This window comes from Spirosoma agri, assembly GCF_010747415.1.
Lineage (GTDB): Bacteria > Bacteroidota > Bacteroidia > Cytophagales > Spirosomataceae > Spirosoma > Spirosoma agri.
The window spans coordinates 347,485-373,844 of sequence record NZ_JAAGNZ010000003.1; the positions used below are offsets into that span (position 1 = coordinate 347,485).

A 26,360-nucleotide genomic window follows, 5' to 3' on the forward strand; every position below is an offset into this window, starting at 1 on the left:
GCGTTATTTGATATTCTTAGTCAAAACTTTCCTTAACTGAGTAAGCGCTAATTGATAGCGTGCCTTGAACGAAAACGAAAAGTGTGACAGATCTTCAAAGCCTACGGCAAAGCAAACATCCGAAACGCTCCGCTCCGTTTTTGTTAGCAAAAAGTACGCTTCTTCTAACCGCTTAGCAACTAGCCAACGACCCGGAGCGAGGCCAAAAATCCGGGTAAAATCTCGTTTGAAAGCGCTTAAACTACGACCCGTTAAGTACCCAAACCGAGCCAAGCTTACATTGAACCGGTAGTGACGATTCATAAACGCTTCCAGATCGATCTTACCTGGCGTATTGAAATTAAACAGTACATTAGTCAAGCTAGAATCAAGCTCAACTAATAGCTTAACCAAGGCTTTCTTTGCAACAACTTGGTTTTGTTCGCCCTCGGGTTTGTCCATAGCCTGCTCCTCAATGAGGTCATTGATAAAGCGTAGCAGGGGCGGATTGGGTTGAATCTGGATCAGAGCGCTTTTTTGGCGATGCACGTCGGCCTGGTACCCCTGTTCTTCGCTCAGGCTTTTTAGTAAATCTTCACTGAAGAAGACGGTAGTTGTCTTAAAACGACCTTGGTCAGGCTGTTTCTGCAACAATAAGCGAAAAGCACTTGGTGAGGGCCAATTATTCATCAAATCAGCAGTTGGCTCTTTTAACCCCCGTTTCACAAAGCAGCTATATGAATGCCCTCCTCGTCTCAGACAGGAGCCTTTTGTGAGAAAGGCAATGCCCTTACCGACCTTTCTGAATCATGATTGGGGTCGCTTGACTGTTGAAAATCGGTTCCTACCATCTGTTTTCCTTATAGAATAACTTTAAGTGGGTATTGTACTGTGGTCACCTGTTCAGATACCCTATTCCAACAAGTCAACGGCTCAATCTTAACTAAAGAGATGGAAAACGCACTCCTGTCGGTCAACAACCCTACCTCGACCCAAGACCAGTAAACAAAATCCCGTGGTCAGTTCTTTGTCTGCCAACCGCCATTAGGCCTGGCTCCGGCGCCAATGAACTCGTAGGATAAACCAGGTATAAAATAGATCCGATGAGTTTCGATTAGCTAGCACTAGGGCTCAATTGTTGGGCACCGCCCCCCCCCTCTCCTTACCGGATAAAGTTGGAGACGTATACCATATCGTCAATATTCACGGGGAAATACTGACGCAGAGGATGCAGATGTGCAAAATGATGCCAGCTTCCTCCTGTCATCGTCTGATTCTTAAAAAAGGGGCGTGTGCGGTAAAGGATACGCTCGACCCGACTTTTGCTCGCCAGGCTCAAGAGTGAAGTAGCGATTAAGGCGGTGGGAAAAATGGTATTGTCAGCCACTGTCCAGTCTAGCATCAACTCATTGGCTGCGATGTAACAGCAAAACTCACCGTTGGGATATATTGGTGGTGAAGCAGATAGTCAATTCCTTGGTCGATCGCTTTATCGACCCGCTCACGTAGTGAGGAAGGCTTGGCTGTCATAGAATTTGTTGAGTGATGGCGCAGGTCGAAAGCTTGCCGTCTTTGCCTACGAGCGGTTTAGATAGTGATGGGTATGGGCACTGATTAAAGTACCCTTACCGAAGAATGTAACCCCCTTTACTGTATCGAAAAAGCACCGTTATCTTCAGCCTTCTCTGTTCCGGTAATAGACGCGTTGAAATTGATAACAACCCCCACTTCTGAGCATTATAACGTATCCAGTAAAAGGAACACAGCCCCGTTCAGGCCTCGTTTCTGTAGCCAACCAAGTTAGATAGCGCTTAGCATGGTAGTCAATCAACTGTAGCTGCTTTACTGAACCGCACTCATTACGGGATAAATCGAGTCGCCTGGCGGTCTTATCCAACGTGCGCTTTAAAGCAACTTAGTGGGTAGTACCGTCGAAAAGGGCAAATTACGTTCGTGAATTATCGAAAGTAGCTATACCAATAAAGTAACCTTCAAAAAGATATAATTGATATAAACTCAAAGGCATACCCTGTCATTAGAATAGATCATCGTTTCTATTATTTACCGTTACCGTCAGAACAGTTTAAGAGTAGACTTTGCTTAATAGTATTTTAATCTTTTCTGTGAGTAAAGGTTCTGTTATTATTCTTTATTAATTTATTTAAAGTAGTCATCTGTAAGTGAGGAAAAACGTTAGGAACTAAATAAAATGTCCTCATTAAATTATTTAATCATTAACAACGAATTAATCATAAGGAGCCTTTATAAAAAATTAAAAAAGACTAAATTTTTCATAAAGGCTCCTTATGATTGGCATAAAAATAACCTAAATACCAACCGGCTAACTAATTGATTGTAAGTAGTATATCTTACAGACATGGGCGCTGTTTGGGCAGAGGAAAATCTTGCCCTATCATATATAATTCAGTGTGGATTTTTATATTTTATATTTTTTAACTCACAAACGTATGAAGACGAATATACAGAAATGCATCTGTAAAGTTGGTTGGCTTATGCAGTTTATTCTATTGAATATTTTGCTGTCAAAACTACTTACTGTAAGTGCCGGAATTCCTGTTCCCAGGCTAGTAGATATACCTATTACTGGAAAAGTTATTGATTCAGAAACTCAAACAGCGTTGCCGGGCGTAAATATTATTATTAAAGGAACCGGTACCGGAACAACAACAGATACAGAAGGAAATTATAAGATTTCTGTGCCAAATGCTTCGGCAACTTTAGTGTTCAGTTTTGTCGGTTATAATAGTCAGGAAGTAAAAGTAAATAACCGGAGCACGGTTAATATTACGCTGGCACCCGACGCAAAAGCTCTCGGCGAAGTTGTGGTTATTGGCTACGGCACAGTAAAAAAATCAGACTTAACCGGGGCAGTAGCTACCATCAAAGGAGAAGAGCTGATGGATAAACCCGTACCCAACGTCTCCCAGGCGTTGCAGGGGAAAATAGCCGGCGTTGAAGTCAGCGTAAACAGCAACGCACCGGGAGCAGCCGCCAAAGTACGGGTTCGTGGGTTAGGGTCAATCAACTCGAACATCGACCCGCTATACGTTGTCGACGGCGTGATTGGGGTGGATGGCAACTCCATTAACCCGAATGACATTGCCTCGCTGGAAGTGCTGAAAGATGCCTCGTCAACGGCAATCTATGGGGCACGGGGTGCCAACGGGGTTATTCTGATTACGACCAAACGGGGCCGGTCAGGAGCTGCCCGTGTTACGTACTCCGGCGACGTAAACGTGAGCGACCTGTACCGGCACGTCCGAACACTGAATTCAGATGAGTTCATTCAGGTTTACAACCAGGCGTTTGCCAACGGCAGCAAATTTGACCCCAATGGGGCAACCTGGACGCCCCTCGCTCCACTTGATCACGCTCATTTCCCGCTGCTGTTCGATACAAACAACAAGCCTCTGTATAATACTAACTGGGAAAAAGAAGTCTATAAGCCCGCTTTTTCCCAGAATCAGAATCTGAACGTTCAGGGAGGCAATGACAAAACCGTTTACAGTCTATCGCTTGGGTATTTGAACCAGAATGGCTTGATGATCAACTCCGGTTTCAAGCGGTACTCGGTTCGGTTAACGCTCGACAACAACGTTAACAAATGGCTGAAAATTGGTGGTACCATTTCGGGTATCACCAGCCAGCAGAAAGTAGTTTCGGACGGAAACGGCGGTCTGAACGTTCCCCGTTCGGTATCGGAAGAAGTGCCAATCGTACCCGTAAAATACCCGGATGGTACCTGGGCGGGCAATAACGACATTGCCGGTCTGGAAGGAGCCCCTAACCCGGTCAACACCGCTACAAACCGATACACGCTCAATAATACCCTGCAGGCGTTGGGCAATGTTTACCTGCTGTTTCACATCACCAAAGACCTCGACTTCCGGACGGATTTAGGCTATAATGTCAATTACCAGAAAAATAACTTCTTCTCTTCTCAGAACCTGCCGCACATCTCGGCGGATCAGGGCGGGGTAGCTGGTATTACCAACAACTCGACCCGGTACTGGCAATCGGAAAATTACCTGACCTGGAACAAAACCATTAATGAGCGTCAGCATCTGACCGCGTTGCTGGGAGCATCCTGGCAGCAGTACAACCAGGAAACTGCCTACGTTGAGACTCAGAACTTTATCGACGATATTTTTCAGTGGCACAATCTCGGATCGGGTTCGGTAAAAAGTTCGTCGACCTCATCGGATTATAAGTGGGCCATGAATTCTTACTACGCCCGGTTGAGCTATAACCTGAACGAGAAGTATTTATTCACGGCTACGGGTCGCTACGATGGGTCATCGAAATTCGGGGCCAATAATAAATTTGCCTTTTTCCCGTCTGCAGGAGCTGCCTGGCGCGTATCGGAAGAGGGTTTTCTGAAAGGCAATAAAACCATAACCAATTTAAAAGTACGGGCAAGCTATGGCTTGTCGGGTAATCAGGAAATTGGTCAGTACCGCTCTATTGCCCAGATTCAGCCTACCAACACCATACTAGGTGGCACCCAGCAATCGGCATTGCTGCCCAGCTATCTGGGTAACCCCAATCTGAAATGGGAACGATCGCAGCAATTCGATGCCGGGGTCGAACTGGGCATCGGTGAAGCCCTCAACCTGACCGTCGATTATTATAACCGGGTGACCAAAGACCTGTTGTTGCAGGCCCCCATTCCGTGGTCGGCGGGTGAGCAAAATGCCAATGTCTATCAGAACATCGGCTCGGTCCGAAACTCGGGTGTGGAGGTGAGCTTAAACAGCACGAACATCAGAAAGAATAAGTTCACCTGGACGAGCAGTATCGTTTTCACTTCGAACCGAAACCGGATTTTAAAACTGAATAACGGCAACGCGGATATTTTTCCCGGTCCTAATTTTCTGGGTCAGACCAACATTCTGCGGGTGGGCGAACCCATCGGATCCTTGTGGGGCATGACCCGGCTGGGTACGTACGGTACCAACGAGGCCGACGAGGCCGCCAAGCACAACCTCAAACCCGGCGACCGGAAATATATCTACAATGCCGATGGAAGCAACTACTACAGCATCATTGGCCGCACCACCCCCAAATGGACGGGCGTACTGAGCAACACGTTCAAATATAAAAACTGGGACCTCACCGCCGATATCCGCTTTGTGCAGGGTATCAATACCGCAGCCACCTTCAAGCATTCTACCGAAGACCGGCAGACGCTGGCCAATAGCCTGGCCACCGTGCTGGATGCCTGGACACCAGATCATCAGAACACCATGATTTCGCAGGTGCGGAACTACAAATTTGCGCAGGATTCGCACTTCGATACGTGGTGGGTAGAAGATGGCTCGTTCATTCGTGGGCAAAACTTTGTACTGGGTTACAACTTCGACAATGCTGCCCTGCAGCGTATGAAAATAAACCGGCTGCGGGTCTATGCGAGTGTACAGAACCTGTTCATCATCACCAAATACAGCGGTTATGACCCGGAGGTAGACACGTTTAATGCGGGGTACGGGTCGAACAGTGCCTTTTCGCAAAACCTCGATTTCTTTTCCTATCCCCGTCCCCGTGTCTGGAATCTGGGCGTAAACCTCACCTTTTAATTCTTTCACGAAACGTCATGAAATTAATCAGATATAGTGTAGTGGTCATTGCCCTGCTGACCATGGGGAGCTGTAAAGAGTTTTTACAGGAAAATCCAACCGGGTTTATTACGCCTTCTTCGAATGTTTCGAGCGTAAAAGTGGCTCGTGCCTACGCCAATGCGGGCTATGCCAGCCTGCAGGGTTTTCTGGCTGGTCAGCCTGCGTCTTATGGTGGCAATACCTGGAACCTGCTGGAGTTTGTAACCGGCAAAGTCAACAGTGATCTGGGACAGACCGGGTTTGCTACCTTTCAGAAGCTAGCCTACAATAATTCGTCCTTTTACTTTGATACCTGGTGGCAGCAGATGTACCTGGGAGTTGGGAACTGTAATCTGGCCATTCAGAGTATTCCCTCGATCAATGCCAGCGGACTAACGGACGAGCAGAAAACTAATATGCTGGCTGAAGTCCATACCCTGAGAGCTCTGTATTATTTTCAACTGGTGCGTATGTACGGGGCGGTACCGAGTGTGACTAGTACTCCGACCGACCTGAACCTGAATGTTCCCCGCACACCGGCGAAGGACATTTATGACAAAATCATTATTCCCGATCTGCTGCTGGCCGAAAAATCGACGCTACCCTGGCAGGATAATACCGGGAAGGTGTCGATGGGCGCTGTCGAATCGCTCCTGGCCGATGTGTACCTGACCTACGCAGGTGCCGCCATCAACGGTGGAGCGTCGTATTATGCCGAATCGGCCAAACGTTCGCTGAATGTGATTCAAAACGGTGGGTATACCTTATTTTCGGAATACACGGACATGATCAATCCGGCCAACAAAAACCTGGGCGAATTTATACTGCAGGTTCAGTATGCCGCCAGTGTTCCATCCATTAACCCGCTGACACCCCTCACGATTCCTAACTATTCGGGCATCTCGAAATACGCGGATGAATATGGGTCTGTTTATCCGACGGATCAGTTTATAAAGTCGTTTCCGGCGGGCGACAAACGGGTGCAGGATCGGCAGTACGTCTACCGGTCCTATCCCAGTCTGAAAACGGGCGAGACCGTAACATTCAGAAACACCTATATCTATAAGTGGTTCGACGTGAACGCTGTAACGAATACCGCTAAGTCCGACCTCAATTATACATTGTACCGGCTGGCCGATGTGTATCTGATGTATGCCGAAGCATCCAACCGGGCCGAGGGCTCGCCTAATGCGAAAGCGGTTGATTACGTCAATAAAATTCGTACCCGCGCCAAACTGGCATCAATCGGTACGTTGAGCCAAAGCGCTTTCGAACAGGAGGTTTGGTTGCAGCGCTACTTCGAGCTATGCTTCGAAAACAAGATGTGGTTCGATATGATCCGCACCCGCAAAGTACACAACGACGTAACGGGCAACTGGGACGATTTTGTGGGGCACAAAACAGTTTTTGACGCCACATTTACCGAGAAAAATCTGCTCTTTCCAGTGCCTCTTCAGGAGCTGAACGTAAACCCGAATCTGTTACCTAATAATACCGGTTACTAGGAAGCTTTCCGGGGGAGTCAAGTCTGCCAAACCGTCAGTGGTACGCTCGTAACTGAATGTACCACTGACGGTCTGAGAATTTTGTAACTTTATAGAACTACAAAAAACAAGACGGGCTGCAGGCTCTTGTTTATCACGATGTCAGGCTGCCCGTTTTCGCGTAGTCGGCGGTTATATAATGCTCTTGGCGTCTGGCTGACAAGCTGGTCAGGATAGTTCTCCGGAATGCTTCAGCCAGTAGTAGGCTTTCTCCTTTTTTAGCTTCTCATTCATTAAGAAGCGTTGTTACGTTAACTCAAAAGCAACTCATCATGAACGATATCATGCAACTTCTTGTCGACGAGTTTACCGGTTTTTTTGGTATTCACCATTGGATGGCGATGTTCCGATCGGGTGATTACCATTCGTTACTTACCTGGAAGGGCATCCAGGCGGCACTTTCCCCCCTGATTCCAGTGCTGTTACTGATCGAGATGGTCCGGGGAGGTTTATACCGCACCTTCAAGGTCGAAAACTATAAGATGCCCTTTTTAATCTATATTGTTAACCGCTTCATTTCCCGGTATCTCTCGGTTGGTGCCGTTGCTTTTTGTATCGGTTTGTTTGAAGGGCACGCGTTGTTTACGACTACCCTTACCTGGTACTGGTTCATCTACGGGTACATTGTTTGGGAATTTGCCCACTTTGTCTACCATTATTTAGGTCATAAAGTGCGGCTGTTCTGGTGCCTGCATTCTACGCATCATGCACCGGAAGATATGAACCTTTCGGTTACGTATGCTCACTTTTTCCTGGAGGCTCCATACGCCGACATTATACGGACTACCATTTGTCTGCTACTCGGAGTGAATCCTCCCCTTTTGTTTCTGATCATGTTCATTGATGGGACCTGGGGCGCTTTTATCCACGTAGGCGAAAACCTTCTGAAAGATGGTCGGCTGGGTTTTCTCAATAAAATCCTGCTTACCCCCTCACACCACCGCGTACACCATGCCAAGAACCCGCTTTACATGGACACTAACTTTTGTAATTTATTGCCTATTTGGGACAAAGCATTCGGTACCTTACAAACGGAAGAAAAAGAGATAAAAATTGAATATGGCATATCCCGGCAGGTCAGGCGGGGTCATTTTGGGGATGCTTATTTTGGGGAGTTCTACGCTCTGTTCATCGACATGAAACGGGCTCCCGGCCTGATAAATAAGCTTTTATACATCGTTATGCCCCCTGGCTGGAGTCACACGGGTGATCATAAAACGGCAAAAATAGTTCGCCACAATTATCTTCAGCAGGCCAGCGATGAGCCGGCGGATCAGGCTAATCCTACTTATACAAACTAGCCTAAGCCGTCGTCTTTATTATCAGTGGGTGGACTAACAAACATATCTACCGAAATTATGTAAGCGTGCGCCTTCGTCTCATCCGGGAGCTTTTAAGAGATTAATTGACGATCAATAGGGGAATGACGAGTAAAACAGGTCAAGTTAATAGACTATAGTTTACTTTGTTAATCCTAACGCCCAGCGATTCGGGAAAGTAACTCATCGAAGACGTTTCCAAACCTCATTCCAGGGATTGCTAATGCCTTTTAGGTACATAGAATTTCGCTGTATTCGAACGGAGAACACGGTCGTTGTGCCAATGTAGTTTGCCGTACTGGTATTGGCATACCCTGTTGTCTCACGGTAGGTGCTGTCAGCCAGGGTATAGCTGCCCCCATGATGAAAAATGGCTACCTCCGTTAAGTCCGCTTTGGGCCAGCGAACTTGACCCAACAGCGGCCAAAAATGTAACGCAAAGGAGTGCTGCGAAGGAGAGGTTTGATAGACTATTCATGGTCTTGACTATTGTTTTTTTAAGAAGATGCCGCCAGCAATCAGTTGGTTTTATATCTGTACAAAAGTATCTGCCAGCATTTTACTTCATTATTCAACAACCCAACCACTATCCATTTTCGTCTGTCTCAAACAGGAGCTTTTTATGGGACAATTGTTTTTTACGATTGCCAATGCCAGGTAGTAACGTACCGTCACTTACTACCAGACTCGTATGCCCAACGATTTCCTGATCTCATTGTGAAAATGTTCGTGATTGGTTGCATTGGTGTTACTCAAGCTCACAATCGTAAGATCCTCCTCTTGCAAATGGGATAATAGGGCATTCGCCCTGGCGATGCGTCCGGGTCGTTCAGCTACGGTGTAGGTCTTACCCTCGACGGCATACTTTCTGACCCACAGCCCATACCCATAACTATCAAGTTTCGGTGAGGTAGTTAAGAGCAAGGCCACCGTAGCGGGTTTCAACAGCTTATTGGTAAACAAGGTATTCGCAAACGTCAATACATCGCTTACCGTAGAATACATCGCTCCGGCGGTGAAAAAATTTTCGATATAATAGGGTATATCGTTATAAAACTGGTTGGTTTTTGGGTTTAGCGAGTAGGTATACATGAAGACTCTACCGTCTCAGGTAGGAGCCTTTATTGAGATTAAAACAAAGGTTGCCTGCTTATAATCAAGCTAACGATTTTCGTACCTTGAGAAGCCAGGCACGAAAATCGTTAGCTTGATTATTGATGGAAAAGAAGTTCGAAGCTTATCGTTAATACCCGAATCATCCCACTGCCATGAGCCCATATATGCGTTGGTTTGCCCTAAGCTTGCCCCTACTGGCCTTGGGGATACTTTAGCCAAGATTACTATCCAGGATCGTCATCCATTTAGCAAGTGCCGATAAGTTGGTGAATAAAGCTGACTTCGGAGGAATCGTCGTAGCTACGACAGTGATCGTTGCCCTGTTTGCCTATGGGGTGCTACAAATACAAATGGCTACTCAATCCTTTTCCTAACATGAGCTCAATAAGGCCTGTACCACCATTGCTGTAGGTTCATCCCTGATTGGTTTGACTTTACTTGGCATCGGCTTATGGGAACACTAGAACGGCGTAGGAGCCAATTTGATGAAAAACCTAATTTTGATCTTGGTCTCAAGTGGGAGCATTTTTGCGAGACACTAACTTTTTAATTTATGTCCAACTCAATCCGTAGGATACGAAGTCAAGATTTTCCTCCTGAGAGTATATCGCTAAACTTACAAGGATGGGACCGACGGGGATTGTAACTGCCTTCTATACATTCCGGGTGGAAGGCCAATAATTTTCTTGAACATTCGGGTGAAATGAGGCAGACTTGTAAATCCAGTCAAGTTAGCAATCTCAGAAAGGGAAGCCTGGCTGGTCGCCATAATATGCACGGCCCGTTCGATTCGTTTTTCCTGAATAAAGGCTAATGGACGTGTTCCTGTATGTGTTTCGAAGAGACGGGAAAAATACTCCGGATTCAGATTGACCTTTTCGGCTAAAAGCTTGATCGTGAGCGGTAAATGTAAATTGACGAAGACAAATCGCATAGCGTCCAGAATCTTTACCGGAATCGCTTCGGCCTCCTTAGCCTGAACCATTTCGGGAACCGTAAAACGCGATAACAACTGGAGCAGAATTCCCTGCGTCTCCAGAAAATCAGAAAACTTCTGCTGGTTATTCAATTGCTGGTATTCCTTGTAATAAATATTCTTTTCGTAGACCGAAGGATTATCCGATCGGTTAATGCCCCTGCCTGGATTGATTTCTACCAATCGCTGAAAATTGGCTACATCAATTTCTTTCGCCTTTACTTTGGCAATCAGGCGGACAGTAGAAAACATGAATGTACCATCAGCGGATTCTTCGAAAAACTGAACAAAGTACTGGCTGAGATAACTGGTACATATCAAATTACATAATGTATAACTGGGAATCATATACAGATAGCCCGCTTCTAGTTTCAGTGTTTTTGTTTGATCAGAGAGTTGCCCTTCTCCTTTATCTATATAATAAATGCGGTGATAGGGGCTAACGACATTTTTATAGTTCCACCGCGAATTCAATTCGACATGGTCAATATTCAATAAAGAAAAGGTATGTTTTAAAAAATGTTTGTTCATTATTCAGCATAAAATCGACCTAAAGATAGTAAAGGTCTGTTTTGAGCAAAAAAAAGTCTGTTTTTGCGAAAAATTTCTTATGGACCTCTTTTAGATTTGCCCTATAATCGGTCAGTCTAAAAATTAGATAAAGCCATTTGGAAGCGTCTCATTCCGGTATGATGATTTGATCCGCTGGAAGGCCGGGAGACTCATTCAGAACTCAGAGACAACCCTGAGCATGAAACTGACCCCGGCCTTACGCAAAGCGTATGAAGCCGCGGGTGTCAATCTGAGTGGAATCGTGTTGAACGCCGATAATTATATCCTTATCTATCCCAACATTACGGCCCGTACCTGGAGTGACAAGCTGTATTTATTTTCACTACCCCTACAGGAGTTGAATCTTAACGCTAAGTTACTGCCGCAGAATCCAGGATGGTAGCTTTGATCGATTGGTGAAATAATCGGAGGCTACCGTTCATTGTTCACAAAGGGCTGCTACGCTTAAAAGACTCGACTCCAGCTATGAGCTGGAAGACGAGTATGCACCTTGCAACTCACCTTCCATTCAGGCACGTTGACCGTACCATGACTTTCATCTCACAGATAGCACTACGACTTAAAAAGTTAGAACGATATACATTTCTGTTTGGGGATTTTTTTGTGGACAAATCAACCAGGCCCTTAGAATGATAAACGTATTTTATGAGTAACATACAAACCGTACCCTACCAGCAGGCATCAGCATTTGATCTTCCCCCGGTTATTTTTGGTACCAGCGGACTGGGAAATCTGTATGAAGCGACGCCCTGTGAGACAAAACGCGCCATCGTAAAAGCCAGTATCGACCACTCGCCAGCAAAAGCAGTATTCGATAGTGCCGGTAAATACGGGGCTGGCCTGGCGCTGGAATCGCTGGGGCAATGCCTTTCAGACCTGAACGTAGCGCCTGAAGACGTGCTCATCAGTAATAAGCTGGGCTGGTATCAGGTGCCCCTCACCACGCCAGAGCCTACGTTTGAGCCGGGTGTGTGGAAAGGGTTAACCCATGACGCTATCCAGAAAATCAGTTACGAGGGTATTCTGGAGTGCTTTCATCAGGGAAACCAGTTGCTGGGTTCGTATCGCTCGCAGCTGGCATCTGTCCACGATCCGGATGAATACCTGGCCCGGGCCACCAGCCCAGACGAAGCGGAGGCCCTTTATCGGGATATACTGGACGCTTACCGAGCGCTCGCCGAGTTAAAAAACGCGGGCCAGATTGCCGGTGTGGGGGTTGGGTCCAAACAATGGCGGGTCATCGAACGCCTTGCCAGCGATGTGGAACTGGACTGGGTCATGATCGCCAATAGCCTTACGATTCATGATCACCCGGCAGCTCTGATTGATTTTATCCAAACCCTCAACAGAAGGGGCGTACGGGTTATAAATTCGGCGGTTTTCAATGGCGGTTTTCTGATTGGCAGCGATTATTACAATTACCAACTGGTGGACAAACAGACTACCGAAGGAAAAAGTCTATATGCATGGCGGGATAAATTCTGGTCGGTCTGCCAGCGGTTCGACGTACAGCCGGCAGAAGCCTGTTTCAACTTTGGCTTTACGGTTCCCGGTGTTAGCAGCGTGGCATTGAGTACGACGAAACCAGCGAAGGTGAAGCCCAACATCGAGATGGCGACGAAAAAAATTCCCCCGGCCTTCTGGACAGCCCTGGTAGATGAAGGGCTCATTACGCCGGACGACCGACTAACCGTAGCGACTCATCAACCATGACCATCTGGTAAGGATTTTAGGTGGATTGGCTCACCAAAAGTAGACAGCTAGTTCAGCCATCCTTCTTGTCTGCCTAATTTATTAATAGTACGTGAATCAGTTAAACGATAGTATGAAGCCCTGTATTCCTAAGTTGACGATTGTTCTGAGTCTGGTGCTGTACTCTATAGGATGGCTCGGAACGGCTCAGGCTCAACGGTCCCGTGAGAATTTCGATAAGCTCTGGCAGTTTCACAAGGGCGATATCGCCATTAAGCAAGCGGTAAAAGCGGGTAAACAGGGTGGCCTTACCGATGCCAATGTCAAGGTAGTAGAAGGCGAAGAAGCGATCATTGCCTATACCGACAAGAACAAAGTGGCTAATTACAAGCCCAGCGACTGGATCAATGTAAACCTGCCGCACGACTGGTTAATCGAGGAGCCATATATCCATGATGATAACATTGGTAGTCAACCAGCCGGGAATGGATATCGGCTACCGGGGATTGGTTTTTACCGGAAAGAGTTCGAGGTATCGGAAGCAGATTCAGGCCGGAAAATCACGATTGAATTCGATGGTATTTTCCGGAACAGCACGGTTTGGGTCAACGGCCATCTGATGGGAAACCATCCGAGTGGCTACCTGCCTGCCTGGTATGATCTGACGAATGTGCTTCGGTACGGAAAGGAAGGCAAAAATGTTATTCTGGTCAAGGTAGATGCTACGGACTATGAAGGATGGTGGTACGAAGGCTGCGGCATTTATCGCCACGTCTGGCTTACGAAAACGGACCCGCTCCACGTTGCCCGGTTTGGTACGTTTGTAACGACCCCTTCGGTATCCGATAGGGAAGCAGTGGTAAGCGTTAAAACGACGATCCAAAACGAGTACAAGGATCCCAAAACGATTACGCTGGTGTCGAAACTGGTCGATAGTAAGGGAGCCCTGCTCAATACCCAAACCGTATCGCAGTCGATTGCCGCGTTCGATCAGGTAGAAATTGCTCAGACGGGAACCATTCCGCAGCCGCAGCGCTGGTCGCCCGAAACACCCAACCTGTACAAAGTCCTGACGGAGGTTTCGGAGGCTGGAAAACTGGTGGATACCTACGAAACGACGTTCGGCGTGCGAACCATCGCCCTGACGACAGAGGGCTTCTTTCTCAACGGAAAATTGTATCCAATCAAAGGGACGGCCAATCACCAGGATTTCGCGGGCGTTGGGGTAGCATTGCCCGACAAACTGAATGCGTACCGACTCAAACTGCTCAAAGAAATGGGTTGTAACGGGTATCGTACGGCCCACCACCCGCCCACGCCGGAACTGCTCGACCTCTGCGATCAGATGGGCCTGCTGGTCATGGACGAAAACCGGTTGCTCACCAGCACCGACAACGGGCTGAATGATCTAAAAACGCTGCTCTACCGGGATCGGAACCATCCGAGCATCTTTATGTGGAGTCTGGAAAATGAAGAATCGCTGGAAGGCAACGTAACGGGTACCCGCATATTGGCCAAGATGGTTGAAACCGCCCGTAAGATCGACACTACCCGCCCCACTACGGCGGCTATGAACCACGGCTGGAACGAGGGCGGCTACAGCGATGCAGTGGATGTCGTGGGCTATAATTACGGGCAACGGGGGATGCAGTACGTCAAAGACCACGAAAAATTTCCGCAACGTAAAATGATCGTTAGTGAGTCGACCAGTTATGTCGCTACCCGGGGCGAACACGAAGACAACAAGCAGAAAGGCTATGTCTCTAACTTCGGTATGGGACTCAGTTGGGGCTTGCAACCGGGTCAGGACTGGAAGCACATCGTTCAGTACCCGTACTTAAGTGGTACGTTCGTCTGGTCCGGCTTCGACTACCGGGGCGAACCGACGCCTTACCGCTGGCCCTGTGTGAGTTCTCATTTTGGGATAATGGACCTCTGCGGATTCCCCAAAGATGGCTACTATGCCTACAAAGCCGCCTGGACCGATACACCGCTGGTTCACGTGTTTCCGCACTGGAACTGGCCGGGCAAGGAAAGTAAACCGATGAAAATGCGGGGCTACACCAATTGCGATGAAGTCGAGTGGCTAGTCAATGGAAAACGGGTGCTGAAACAAAAAGTAGAACCATTCGAGTATATTGAGTCGGAGGTAGTCTACCAGCCCGGCCAATTTGAAGCCCGGGGGTATAAGGGCGGAAAACTGGTTGCCCGAGAACTTCTCCAAACCACAACGGCTCCTGCTCACCTGACACTGAACGCCGATGTAACGTCACTCAAAGCGGACGGCACCGACGTAGCAATTATCAACATTGCCATTCGGGATGCCAAAGGCCGGGTGGTGCCTACGGCCAGCAATCAGGTGAAGTTTTCCATCAACGGGCCGGGACGGATCATCGGCACAGGCAATGGCAACCCCAGCAGCCGTGAGTCTGACAAAGCCAGCCAGCGCATGGCCTTCAACGGGTATTGTCAGGTTCTGGTCCAATCCAATCAATCAGCGGGAGACATTCGGTTGAGTGCTACCGCTGAAACGCTAAAAGGGGCCGAAGTTATTCTGCACGTACACTAACCACTTTTACGGATGAAGTCACCCAGGCCTACCTTCATAAAGAACCGAACACAATCCATGCTTAGACGGCTGCTACTGGTTCTGGGCCTATTTCCATTCTGGGCTTTTTCCCAGACTGTTTTCTATGTTTCACTCAACGGCAGCGATACCAATCCAGGAACGAGAACAAAGCCTTTTGCTTCAATCAGCAAGGCGCTGGTGACGGCCCACCGAACTACCGGGCCCGTGTCGATCAGGCTGTTTGGCGGAACCTATCACCTGACTCAGCCCATCCGGTTTACGGACGCCGATTCCCGGAAGGCTAACGAGCCGTTAACCCTAACCTCGGTAGATAACCAGCCGGTAGTCCTGAGCGGTGGAGCCGTGTTGACGAACCTGCATTGGAAAGAGGGCTCTAACGGAATCTGGCAGACACCGGTTGCGCAGGATCTGATCTTTGATGAGCTCATTGTCAACGGGCAACGCCAACGCATGGCCCGCTATCCCAACTACGACCCTTCTGCCCGGTTTCTGGGGGGAACAGCCGCCGACGCCGTCAGCGCGGAACGGGCGGCTCGATGGAAATCACCAGCCGGGGGCTACGTCCATGCTTTGCATCGAGCCGAATGGGGCGATTTTCATTACCAAATCACCGGGAAAAATGAAAAAGGTGAACCGACTCTCGAAGGTGGCTGGCAGAATAACCGCCGGATGGGGATGCACGCCCGACACCGTTTTGTTGAGAACGTTTTGGAAGAACTGGATACGGCCAATGAGTGGTATTACGACAAAACGGGTAAAACGTTGTTTTTCAAGCCGCCCAAAGAGCTCGCGATGAAGACGGCTACGTTCGAGACTCCGCAGCTGGCTCATTTGATTGAGTTTACCGGTACGGAAGCCAGTCCGGTAAAAAACATTCACTTGACTGGCCTGACGCTCACGCAAACCATTCGCACCTTCATGCTGAATCGGGAGCCACTATTACGAAGCGACTGGACCATTTACCGGGGTGGGGCCGTGCTGTATGAAGGAGCCGTGAGTTGCAGCCTTAACCAGTGTACACTCTACAATCTGGGTACTAATGCCATCTTTTTCAACAATTTCAACCGAAACTGTCAGGTATCGGGCTGCCTGATTCGGGACATCGGAGCCAGTGCCGTCTGTTTTGTGGGTGATCCCAAGGCCGTTCGATCGCCGAGCTTTGAGTACAATCAGTTTGTCCCGCTGGCTCAGATTGACCGAGCGCCCGGTCCTAAAACGACCAATTACCCAGCCGACTGTAAAGTCTACGATAACCTGATGTTCGATCTGGGTTACGTTGAAAAGCAGTCAGCAGGCGTGGAATTGTCCATGTGCCAGGGGATTACGGTGAGCCATAATACGATCTACGACGTACCCAGGGCGGGCATCAACGTAAGCGAAGGAACCTGGGGCGGTCACCTCATCGAATACAACGACGTGTTCAATACCGTGAAGGAAAGCGGAGATCACGGTTCGTTCAATTCCTGGGGCCGGGATCGCTACTGGCACCCGAACAAACGGGTACTCGACTCGATTGTAGCAACGAATTACGACCTTGCCCTGCTCGACGTCGTAAAACCCATTGTTCTCCGGTATAACCGGATGCGGTGCGATCACGGCTGGGACATCGATCTGGACGATGGGTCAAGCAATTACCTCATCTACAACAACTTGTGTCTGAATGGTGGCCTAAAGCTCCGCGAGGGTGTCTGGCGGGTGGTGGAAAACAACATCATGATCAACAATACATTTCATCCCCATGTGTGGTTCAAAAACAGCCATGATGTATTCCGCCATAACATCGTAACCACCGGGTATCTGCCCATTGGCATCACCAACTGGGGCCAGGAAATCGATCACAATATTTTTCCCGATTCGGTGGCCCTGGCCCAGGCGCGACAACGCGGAACAGACCAGCATTCCGTGTACGGTGATCCTCAGTTCATCGATCCTGGAAAGGGTGACTTTCGGGTAAAAGAGGGGTCGATTGCGCTGGCCGCCGGGTTCAAAAACTTTCCGATGGACAGCTTTGGCGTAGTTTCTCCCCGCTTGAAAAAGCACGCTAAATCAGTGCCGCTGCCAACCCTCATTAAACTGACCAAAGTTGGTGACACCGAATCGATCCAGTTTATGGGAGCAACGGTCAAGAATCTGACGTCGCTGGGGGAACGGTCGGCAACGGGGATGGACGAAGCGCGGGGAGTACTGGTAGTACGTGTGCCTTCCGAATCCGAAGCATCTACACTCCTACAGGTCAATGATGTTATTCTATCGTTCAATGACAAAAAAATCAATACGCTACGAGACCTGTTCGAGGCACGTCTTCTGGTGATCGGTTCAAGCACTACCGTAGTGGTTTTTCGTAATCAAAAGGAATTAAAACAAGGAATCGAATTACATGAAAAACGATAGCTCAGACCTGGTAGAACCCCTGAAAGCCAGCTATTACAAGCGTTTTTGCAAGACAATGGAGCTGAAGAATGATGCCGGACTGATCGACGCCTACAAAAAAGTCCATGCGCCCGGAGCAGGATGGCCCGAAATCACCCAGGGAATGAAGGAGGTTGGGATTATGGCGATGGAGCTTTACCTGCTGGGGACCACACTGTTTATGATTATGGATACCGTAGCCGACTTTGTTCACGACCGGGCTATGGCCGAACTAGCGAGCAAACCCTACCAGGACGAATGGGAGGCCCACGTGTCGCAATTCCAGGATATCACAACGGTGGCCACCGCTAACCAGAAATGGCAGCTGATGGAGCAGATTTATAAAATGGAATAGAGGTACAGGATTGGTTCCGGATTACCCTTATTGCGTAATGACACTATAAATTGACGAGTAACTTTATGAATAACGTTAATAACGTAACGAAACGTTTTTCTTGCGCTTTACTGCTCTGCATAGGGCTCACTGGCATCGTGTGTGCGCAGCCCAAAGCACCTAAACCATTTGGTCCGATACCCAATGAGAATCAGATGCGCTGGCAGGAGATGGAGTACTACGCCTTTATCCACTATTCGACGAACACCTACACCGATCAGGAATGGGGCTACGGTGATGATGACCCTAAAATTTTCAATCCGGATAAACTCGATTGCCGTCAGTGGGCGCGCGTTTGCAAGGAGGCCGGGATGAAAGGAATTATCCTGACGGCCAAACACCATTCCGGATTCTGTTTATGGCCTTCCAAATACACCGAGTATTCGGTAAAGAATTCGCCCTGGAAGAATGGCAAAGGCGATATTGTTCGGGATCTGGCCAATGCTTGCAAAGAATATGGGCTGAAACTGGGCATTTATTTATCGCCCTGGGACCGGAACTATGCCGGCTACGGTCGCCCTGAATACATCACGTATTTTCGAAACCAGCTTCGGGAACTGCTGACCAATTATGGCGATATTTTCGAGATTTGGTTCGATGGGGCCAACGGCGGCTCGGGCTATTATGGGGGTGCCCGCGAAACCCGGAAAATCGACCGGACCACTTATTACGACTGGAAGAATACGTATCAGCTCATTCGCCAGCTACAACCCAAGATTGTTATCTGGAACGATGGTGGAGAACGAGGAGATTTGCGCTGGGTAGGTACCGAACAAGGTTACGTTGGCGAAACGAACTGGAGTTTGTTAAATGCTACCGGCGACGTACCCGAAGATATGTTACGTCATGGTCTGGAGAACGGCGACTCGTGGGTACCGGGCGAAGTCAATACGTCCATCCGGCCGGGCTGGTTCTACCATACGTATGAGGATAGTCGAGTAAAAACGTTACCGCAGTTATTGACCATTTACTATAGTTCTTTCGGACGAAATGGTACTATGCTGCTTAACTTCCCCATTGACCAAAGGGGAATGATTCATGAAAATGACGCGAAAGCGTCTAAAGAACTGGCCAAAGTGGTCAAAGAAGCCTTTGCCGTCAATCTGGCCGAGAAGAAGAAAGCCACCGCGTCGAACGTTCGGGCTGGGGCCAAAGACTTTAGCGCTGATAAAGCCCTGGACGGTAACAAAAATACATACTGGGCCACCGACGATGCGGTAAAAACGGCGTCTCTGACTATCGACTTTGGCAAACCAACTACGTTTAACCGCTTTTTGGCACAGGAGTACATTCGTCTGGGGCAACGCGTCAAAGCCTTTACCGTGGAGGCACTTGTCAACGGGGCGTGGAAAGAATTGGCCAGGCAAACCACTATTGGCTATAAACGTATCCTTATTCTCCCCACTGTAACGGCCACCCAACTTCGGTTTACGATAACCGACACCAAAAGCAGCCCGATCATCGCCAATTTAGGCGTTTATAACGCTCCCCAGATACTGATTGCGCCTACCATCACACGAAATAAAGCAGGCGACGTAATGATTAAAGCCTCTGACAAAGAATCCGTTATATACTACACTTTGGATGGTAGCACCCCAACGAAAGCCTCCCAATCCTACAATGCTCCTATACCGGCTGCCGGTAAAGTGACCATTCAGGCCATCGCTTACGACCCCGTGTCGGGAAAAAGCAGCCCGGTGACGACTGAAAAATTCGATATTGCGCATAAAAACTGGAAGATTGTTGGCACAACCGACGAAAAAGCAGACAACCTCATTGATGGAAACCCAGGCTCGGCCTGGTATCAGCCACAGCGTGAAAAAATGCCCGTCGATGTTGTCATCGATTTGGGTCAGGAAGAAAATCTGGCAGGCTTCAAATACTTGCCTGACCAGGCTCGGATAAACGGAGTTATTACAACCTATGAGTTCTCTGTTTCGCCCGATAATCAGCAGTGGAAATTGGTCAGTGAAGGCGAGTTTTCAAATATCAAAAACAATCCTCTATGGCAAATCAAAACCTTTAATCCTGTAAAAGCGCGCTATGTTCGGCTAAGGGCTACTCATAACACGCAAAACAACGACGCGGCTGGCTACGCCGAATTGGACGTGTTAACGAATTGAGCGATAGCCACTGAAGCATACGGGGCTCGAGATGAAAGACATTAAAATGGTCAATCGCCGGGCGCATTGAATCGGGCAACCACTCAACTTTTCGTTGGTAAAACTCTTCAATATTCTACGTCTTCAGCCATGGGATCATTTTATATTTTTCAAATAAAGTTAAGCTTTTCACTTGGACAGATTATTTAATAATTAGTCCAAGTAAACCTCTGGATATTATCTGAGCAGGATAATCCTGTATGCTGGCCGCAAAAACTACAAACGGACGGTGGAACCCGTCTTGGGTAATCGGGTGGCATACACTGGGTTGCGAAAGATTAATGTACGGGGTAAAGCGGGAGCTCACAAAATGATGCTGATGGCAGCTATTGCTTTCAACCTGAAGGCGTATATGAAATTCACCACCAAGTCAGTTCTTAGTCAGGCCCAAGCCCTAGAGGCAAAATGTTCATTGCCTTCTGGAGACCCTTTTTTAGGCCCTGGCGTGCTTTTTCTCAACTAGAAGGGAGAAGGGCAGACGATGATAGAAAAATCTGATTTACCATTTCAGACGCTGAAAAATCGGTAAAGAAAGCGGAGTTATGCAACAGCCACGTCCCATTTTCTGAAGCAGACAAATGACGATTCTACCGTTTCACGAGGGAGCGTTTCGTGCGACGACCTATTCATTCGTAGTCATTTCTCATTAGATAGGAAATGTGGTGAGTTGAAGCTATGATCGACGTGCTTCACATCTGACCTAAGTAGTTAACACAGAACGGAAGGATTATTCCGCACACTCAACGGATTTCAACATTAACTAAAACGACCGAGCAGTTCCTGGCGAAAAGTAGCCGATAGAGGCAGAGAATGACCCGCCAAGGTAACTTGATGCCGCTCAATTTTATCAATTTTCGCCAGCGAAATAACATAGGACTTATGGATACGCACAAATTGATCAGCCGGTAATTTATCCATCGCTTCGGACAGTTTCATCCGGCTTAACGTGCGCCGATCAAGCTCATAAAACGTTAGATAATTGTCATCGGCTTCAATGTACAGCAAAGAAGCCAAATCAATCCGTGCCCAGTCGTAACCCGTTTTGACAAATAGATGATCATTGGTCGCTGGTTTTCGGGAAGGCAAACTGGCTAGTCGATCGGCCGCACGGTGGCAAGCCTGTAAAAAACGGCTAAGGCTAATCGGCTTTAGCAAATAGTCAATGGCTGCCAGGTCGAAACCATCAACCGCGTAGTGGCGATAGGCGGTGGTAAAAATGATAGGCATGGAAGAGTCCAAGAGACGGGCCATTTCCAGACCTGATAAATCCGGCATCTGGATATCCAGAAAGAGCAGATCAACGGGTTGCGTTTGTAAGTAGACCAGCGCTTCGGTCGCACTAGCAAACGTAGCTAAAACGGTCAAATACGGCACTTTGCTGGCATGGGCCTGAAGTACGCTCAAGCCCATGGGTTCATCATCGATCAAAATACAACGGATCGTAGACATATCCTTTTTTACAATAACTGCTCGATTTGCTCATACAGGGCGGCTTTATCGGAGGGACGTTTTCCATGCAGGGTGACAATCTTACCCGACTTATCAACTAAGATATACGATGGAAATTGAAGCGTATCATTCTGGGCATATAGTTTCCGTAAATTCTGTTCCAATTCTTTTCCGGCCAAGATATGGTAACCCGTTAACCCATAAAAAGCGACGGTTTTCTGCCAGTGTTTTTCCGGATTGGGACTGTGTTCGACAGCTATGTAAACAAAATCAACTGGTTTTCCTTTGAAGCGATCTTTCAAGGCCTGATTGAAGCTAAATTCCTGACGACAGGGACCACACCAGGTGCCCCACATATCCACATAAATCACTCGTCCCCGGTGGGCGGCAACCAGCGAATCAACGGTAAGTATCTGTTGAGAATTTGGGACAAAGTGAACATCGACCAGATCGGTTTTCGTCTTAGCCAGGCTGATCAAATACGGTTTCATTACCTCCTGTACGTAAGGTCGGTAGGGACTATCCGGAAAACGGTTCATGAAATCCTGATACGCTTCCTGCTGATAGGCCAGATCTCCCTGATAAATGCCATTGGTCAGGAAAGAAGCAATGGCTCGCTCCAGCGAATGCCCTGTCAGTCCGTAGTTTAAGGCGGAATACGTCCAATAGCGTTCCCCTTTCTGGCGAACCTCCTGATTAATTTGGGCAAACGGTTTTTTAAAGATGGCTTCGGCAATGAGACCAAATTCGTCTTTTGTAGCGGCAAGATGCTGAAGGTAGCGGGGGTAATAGGCAATCACAATTTGGTAGTGATAACTGGTTAAGGCCTCTGCATTCGATAAGGTAATCGCCTGGTGTGCTTGTTTCAACGCCTGCCGCCATTCGTCCCTGCCGTAGCGGGATTTGTTGGCTTGGGTCCACACTCCATTGCGCCAGATCAAATCCCAAAGCGTACTGGCGGCAAAGTAGTTAACATCGGCCTGGATCATACGTAAAAAAGCCGGAGAGGGTTTGAACGGAGTTCTCTTCAGCTTTAGCCGGGCAGACTGTTGGGCCTTTTGCAGGTCTGCCAGGATCTGGTCAGGCTTGGAGAGGGAGTCATTCCAGGTGGGCTTACCCAGGGCGGCAAAAGTCAGGCCCAGCTGCTGACGAAATTGATTTTGCTTTCCCAGGCTTCCCCCAAATCGAATCGTTTTTAAGGAGTCATCGGACTGGATCGACAGCTTCTTTCCCGGTTCGACGTACAGATACAAGCGTTTGCCCGCGTAGGTTAAAAAGATGATTTGAGGTTGTCGAACAGCTAGTTGAACGAAAAAGCGGCCCTGGCTATCAGAAACTATCTCCTGGGAGTTCGGTTCATATAGCCAACAATCGAAGGGCACGTTCAAAACGAGCGATCTTCCCGGTTTAGCTGGTAGGATCTGTCCGGAAATCATTACCTGAGCATGGGTATCCCTAAGCCCAATCAGGGCTATCAGAAAAAGAATCAGTCGCATAAGTAAGCTGGAGATTAGTGAAGCTGTAGGTGCAAGTGGACAAGGTATCGGTCCACATTCGGCTGAATAGTCAATTGATAATTTCCAGGATAAAGCAGGTCAAGGCGTTTTCGGGTATTTTGAATCCCCGTTCCTAACCCAGCCTGGTCTTCTCGAAGCGGAAAGGCACTATTTTCGATGACCAAATCCAGCTGTTGCTGCTGAACGACCAATTGGAGCGTAATAAAACAGGGGTGATCCATTCGGATGCCGTATTTAAAGGCATTTTCGACAAAAGGAATGAGCAGTAAGGGAGCGATTAGAGCGGGCAGATCATCGTACTGAAGAGTCGTTTTAATCTGAATCGTATCGCGCTGAGGCAGCCGAAGCTGTTGCAGCTGTAAATAATCGGTAATAAAGGTGAATTCATGAGCGACAGGAGTAAAGTCTTGCTGGGCCTCCGTGATCGTGTAGCGCATGATACTGGCTAACTGTTCAATACTTTGGGCCGTTTGTTGCGCCTTTTCTAGTAAAGCCGTTCCGTAGAGTGTATTGAGCGTATTAAAGAAAAAGTGGGGGTTAATCTGAGCTTTCAGTGCCGTGAGTTCGGCCTGAGTATGCTGAATCTGCTGTTGAGCCCGGGTGGTACGCTGCTGGATAAAGTCTCGCAGCAGGGCGTAGGCAAAACTATAGCCCGTAATAATGATAGCAGGCGCCCATAGGGTACTTACCTGCCCTCCGAATTTCCATCGATTATACACCGTGAGTAGGGCGACAAAACCGATGGAACACAAACTGATGCTAAAAAGAAAATAGACGAAAGGCCTTTTTTTAAAGAGAAGCTGGTAGTTGATTTCGATGGGTAGAGTTCCCGCTAAAATAACGGCCCAAACTGCCTGATAGTAGTTATGATTAAGAAATCGCTGCCACTGGGTGACCGAAGAGCCATCCGGGTTAATCAGGTACACGCCATTGGAGTGGACTTCGTACCAATAGGTTAGGGCATCGTTGAGTTCACTAACCGTCCATAGGAGCAGGGCATGCAGCAGCCATTGTTGCCAGATAGTTAGCCGGGGTACGTTCATTGTGGGGCGATCTCCGATTGATAGACATCTCAAATCAAGCCCGCATTTAGGTTATTCGCAATTAAATGGGGTAAGTGGGACAAAGTTTGGGGTAAGTTGATAAAATGACTTTTAATGAGTCGTCGTTTATTGAAAACGTTGGTAGCGCTTTAGGCTCCAATTTATTTTTGACGGGCAAAAACAAGTCTGAACAAATTTAAATGGCCCTCTGATAAGCCGCCTATTCTGGCTCGTATGACAATTTCTTATCAAAGTGCCTATAGTCGCCTATTTCTGAAGTAGACACATAAAATTCTCATCGTCTCAGTTGGGAGTGATTTATGAGGACCTTCATCATACGCTGGTTGAGCGCATCATTGTTCTTGGATGGCACTAAGTGATAAGTAATAATTCTTGTCACCCCCCACAAAGCCTAGTTGTTTGTCACTCTGATAGTAGGTACCGCTAAATTTGACTTTCAGACCAGTTTTTTGATAGTCAGTAGGCAGGTTGCAGGTGTAACCTAGATCATGGGAATCAAAGCTATTCGGGACCCGAATAAAGTAGCTGCTTTGCGTGGAATCATAGTACACCACACCGCTTACATTTTTAACCTGTTTAACCAAAGCACCAGCATTAGCACAGCGGGGGGCAATTACCTCTTCTTTTTTACAAGAGCCTATGATCAACAACAAGCTTACAAATGGGAAAAATATCGCTCTCATATCGTACAACTTTGCGAACATGATCCCCAGTTTGTGAGAAGAGTTGGAATTGGTAGTCTATTAATTGCCCCTTTTACAATGCTGATTTATGAAATCTGCTTCATCTCAGGTAAGAGCATTTTTGAGAGAATGGTATTTCCATTCTCTCAAAAATGCGGGGTTGTCTATAGCCAACAGATGCTTACCCGTTAGATTTTGACGGCATGGTAATAATGGTTTTCGCCCTCATCGTCGAATTCCTCTAGCAGTCTCAGTCCCCAAACAGCTAGTAAGTCTTTGTACGCCTGAGTTCCCAGAGAGGTAGACGTTCGGCTAGTCATCATATCCCGCCAAGTAGCGGCTTGAGACGGGGCCGTAAACAATAGCTTGCCGCCGGTCGACAAGGCATCCGCTGCTTTTCGTAACACTAGTATCTGTGCATCCATTGGTAGAAGAAACAGCAGGCCCCAGGCGATAATAGCATCAAATTGCCGCGCAAAAAATAAAGAATCTTCGACAGCTTCACAGGTAACTGGCGTGTTGGGGAAATTATGGTGGAAGGTTTGCACCAGCGTTGGCGATGCATCAATCCCATAAACGAGCATCCCTTCATCCATCAATATTTTAGAAACAGGTATACCCGTTCCGCAGCCCAAGTCGAGCACGGTAGCCTTTGGGGATAGAGTTTTGGCCCAGCGACGAACAGAAGATGCGCCAATGGCTTGTTGGCGAGTACTGATAAAACTGGCTGCGAAGTCTTCGTACCCGTTTGATTTGTCCATTATCTTCATCGCCATTGTATTCGAAAGATATCCGTAATTACGTTGCCAGCATAGCTGTACTGGAAAATCGACCCCACTAGTGGATTAATAAGATCTATTTTGTCTCAGGTGGGAGGGTTTTCGTGAGACAGCCCTTTTTTAACATCTGTCCAATGCTATACGTAGCATACGTTATCGGGCGACAGACGATGTGTTTACCGGAAAAGGTAATTATACCAAAACACCGCTGTAGCTTAGGTTGATTATTCAGATCGTAGAGTGCCGGTTGGCCGGACCATCTGCCACGCTTGGCTTCGCAGTTCACTAAGTAAAACGACCCTATATATACCTCGTTTAACACCTCCGAAAAGTGCAGGTCATTTTCGCATCTGTCCAACCGTCGGGTGTCAATTTCGGTCTATTTTTGATCCATGAACCTCGAAACGATGATAGGCTGGGTGTAGTTTAATTCATCACTGGACCAGTTCAACTGTTTGAACAAGTTGAACCTCAAAACGGAGAGCAGCCACCTGGA

General features: G+C 47.8%; 20 protein-coding genes. 11 read left to right on the forward strand and 9 right to left on the reverse strand.

What is annotated here, in order from left to right; all coding sequences use genetic code 11:
- Positions 1-3: 3 nt before the first annotated feature.
- The 3 genes from GK091_RS29985 to GK091_RS29925 form a co-directional block, all read right to left on the reverse strand.
- Positions 4-705, reverse strand: a complete 702-nt coding sequence (locus GK091_RS29985) for an AraC family transcriptional regulator (RefSeq protein ID WP_164043540.1) — start codon at positions 703-705, stop codon at positions 4-6.
- Positions 706-1,141: 436 nt separating this feature from the next.
- Positions 1,142-1,381 carry a hypothetical protein gene (locus tag GK091_RS25410; RefSeq protein ID WP_164043541.1) on the reverse strand — a complete coding sequence of 80 codons (240 nt, stop codon included), beginning with the start codon at positions 1,379-1,381 and terminating at the stop codon, positions 1,142-1,144.
- Positions 1,381-1,509: a hypothetical protein gene (locus tag GK091_RS29925; protein ID WP_262889226.1), complete on the reverse strand. Its 129-nt coding sequence runs from the start codon at positions 1,507-1,509 to the stop codon at positions 1,381-1,383. Before GK091_RS29925 ends, GK091_RS25410 begins: the two co-directional genes overlap by 1 nt.
- Before the next feature lie 983 nt (positions 1,510-2,492).
- On the opposite strand from GK091_RS29925, the gene GK091_RS25415 reads away from it, so the two are divergent.
- The 3 genes from GK091_RS25415 to GK091_RS25425 all read left to right on the forward strand — a co-directional run bounded on the left by GK091_RS25415 (position 2,493) and on the right by GK091_RS25425 (position 8,442).
- The gene (locus GK091_RS25415) at positions 2,493-5,576 is read left to right on the forward strand and encodes a SusC/RagA family TonB-linked outer membrane protein (protein ID WP_246202417.1); all 3,084 of its coding nucleotides are present in this window, start codon (positions 2,493-2,495) and stop codon (positions 5,574-5,576) included.
- A gap of 17 nt (positions 5,577-5,593) precedes the next feature.
- On the forward strand, positions 5,594-7,102 hold the full coding sequence (locus GK091_RS25420) for a RagB/SusD family nutrient uptake outer membrane protein (RefSeq protein ID WP_164043543.1): 1,509 nt from the start codon (positions 5,594-5,596) through the stop codon (positions 7,100-7,102).
- A 311-nt stretch (positions 7,103-7,413) separates the two neighbouring features.
- Positions 7,414-8,442: a sterol desaturase family protein gene (locus GK091_RS25425; protein ID WP_164043544.1), complete on the forward strand. Its 1,029-nt coding sequence runs from the start codon at positions 7,414-7,416 to the stop codon at positions 8,440-8,442.
- Between the two features lie 696 nt (positions 8,443-9,138).
- Here the strand turns inward: GK091_RS25425 and GK091_RS25430 are convergent.
- Positions 9,139-9,552, reverse strand: coding sequence for a serine hydrolase domain-containing protein (locus tag GK091_RS25430; protein WP_164043545.1), 414 nt, complete (start codon positions 9,550-9,552; stop codon positions 9,139-9,141).
- A gap of 640 nt (positions 9,553-10,192) precedes the next feature.
- Positions 10,193-10,804, reverse strand: a complete 612-nt coding sequence (locus GK091_RS25435) for a helix-turn-helix domain-containing protein (RefSeq protein ID WP_212593005.1) — start codon at positions 10,802-10,804, stop codon at positions 10,193-10,195.
- 406 nt (positions 10,805-11,210) lie between these two features.
- Here GK091_RS25435 and GK091_RS25440 point away from each other — a divergent pair, with 406 nt between their 5' ends.
- The 7 genes from GK091_RS25440 (at position 11,211) to GK091_RS30135 (ending at position 20,835) form a co-directional block, all read left to right on the forward strand.
- Complete coding sequence (locus GK091_RS25440; protein ID WP_317166354.1) at positions 11,211-11,507, forward strand: RagB/SusD family nutrient uptake outer membrane protein; 297 nt, start codon at positions 11,211-11,213, stop codon at positions 11,505-11,507.
- A 263-nt stretch (positions 11,508-11,770) separates the two neighbouring features.
- Positions 11,771-12,838, forward strand: coding sequence for an aldo/keto reductase (locus GK091_RS25445; protein ID WP_164043548.1), 1,068 nt, complete (start codon positions 11,771-11,773; stop codon positions 12,836-12,838).
- A gap of 112 nt (positions 12,839-12,950) precedes the next feature.
- Positions 12,951-15,386 carry a beta-galactosidase GalA gene (galA, locus tag GK091_RS25450; RefSeq protein WP_164043549.1) on the forward strand — a complete coding sequence of 812 codons (2,436 nt, stop codon included), beginning with the start codon at positions 12,951-12,953 and terminating at the stop codon, positions 15,384-15,386.
- Positions 15,387-15,443: 57 nt separating this feature from the next.
- Positions 15,444-17,798: a PDZ domain-containing protein gene (locus tag GK091_RS25455; protein WP_170312804.1), complete on the forward strand. Its 2,355-nt coding sequence runs from the start codon at positions 15,444-15,446 to the stop codon at positions 17,796-17,798.
- The gene (locus GK091_RS25460) at positions 17,785-18,171 is read left to right on the forward strand and encodes an L-rhamnose mutarotase (RefSeq protein WP_164043550.1); all 387 of its coding nucleotides are present in this window, start codon (positions 17,785-17,787) and stop codon (positions 18,169-18,171) included. The genes GK091_RS25455 and GK091_RS25460 overlap by 14 nt, the downstream gene beginning before the upstream one ends.
- 65 nt (positions 18,172-18,236) lie before the next feature.
- Complete coding sequence (locus tag GK091_RS25465) at positions 18,237-20,333, forward strand: discoidin domain-containing protein (protein WP_164043551.1); 2,097 nt, start codon at positions 18,237-18,239, stop codon at positions 20,331-20,333.
- 235 nt (positions 20,334-20,568) lie between these two features.
- Positions 20,569-20,835: a transposase gene (locus GK091_RS30135; protein ID WP_394351898.1), complete on the forward strand. Its 267-nt coding sequence runs from the start codon at positions 20,569-20,571 to the stop codon at positions 20,833-20,835.
- 293 nt (positions 20,836-21,128) lie between these two features.
- Here GK091_RS30135 and GK091_RS25475 read toward each other — a convergent pair whose 3' ends face one another.
- From GK091_RS25475 to GK091_RS25485, 3 genes are read right to left on the reverse strand one after another with little or no spacing between them, the layout of a single operon-like run.
- Positions 21,129-21,821 carry a LytR/AlgR family response regulator transcription factor gene (locus GK091_RS25475; protein ID WP_164043552.1) on the reverse strand — a complete coding sequence of 231 codons (693 nt, stop codon included), beginning with the start codon at positions 21,819-21,821 and terminating at the stop codon, positions 21,129-21,131.
- 8 nt (positions 21,822-21,829) lie between these two features.
- Positions 21,830-23,317 (reverse strand): TlpA family protein disulfide reductase, encoded by a 1,488-nt coding sequence (locus GK091_RS25480; RefSeq protein ID WP_164043553.1) that lies wholly within the window; start codon positions 23,315-23,317, stop codon positions 21,830-21,832.
- Between the two features lie 14 nt (positions 23,318-23,331).
- The gene (locus GK091_RS25485) at positions 23,332-24,381 is read right to left on the reverse strand and encodes a sensor histidine kinase (RefSeq protein ID WP_164043554.1); all 1,050 of its coding nucleotides are present in this window, start codon (positions 24,379-24,381) and stop codon (positions 23,332-23,334) included.
- 509 nt (positions 24,382-24,890) lie between these two features.
- On the opposite strand from GK091_RS25485, the gene GK091_RS25490 reads away from it, so the two are divergent.
- The gene (locus GK091_RS25490) at positions 24,891-25,277 is read left to right on the forward strand and encodes a hypothetical protein (protein WP_164043555.1); all 387 of its coding nucleotides are present in this window, start codon (positions 24,891-24,893) and stop codon (positions 25,275-25,277) included.
- Here the strand turns inward: GK091_RS25490 and GK091_RS25495 are convergent.
- On the reverse strand, positions 25,274-25,846 hold the full coding sequence (locus GK091_RS25495) for a class I SAM-dependent methyltransferase (RefSeq protein WP_246202407.1): 573 nt from the start codon (positions 25,844-25,846) through the stop codon (positions 25,274-25,276). The genes GK091_RS25490 and GK091_RS25495 overlap by 4 nt on opposite strands.
- Between the last annotated feature and the right edge of the window lie 514 nt (positions 25,847-26,360).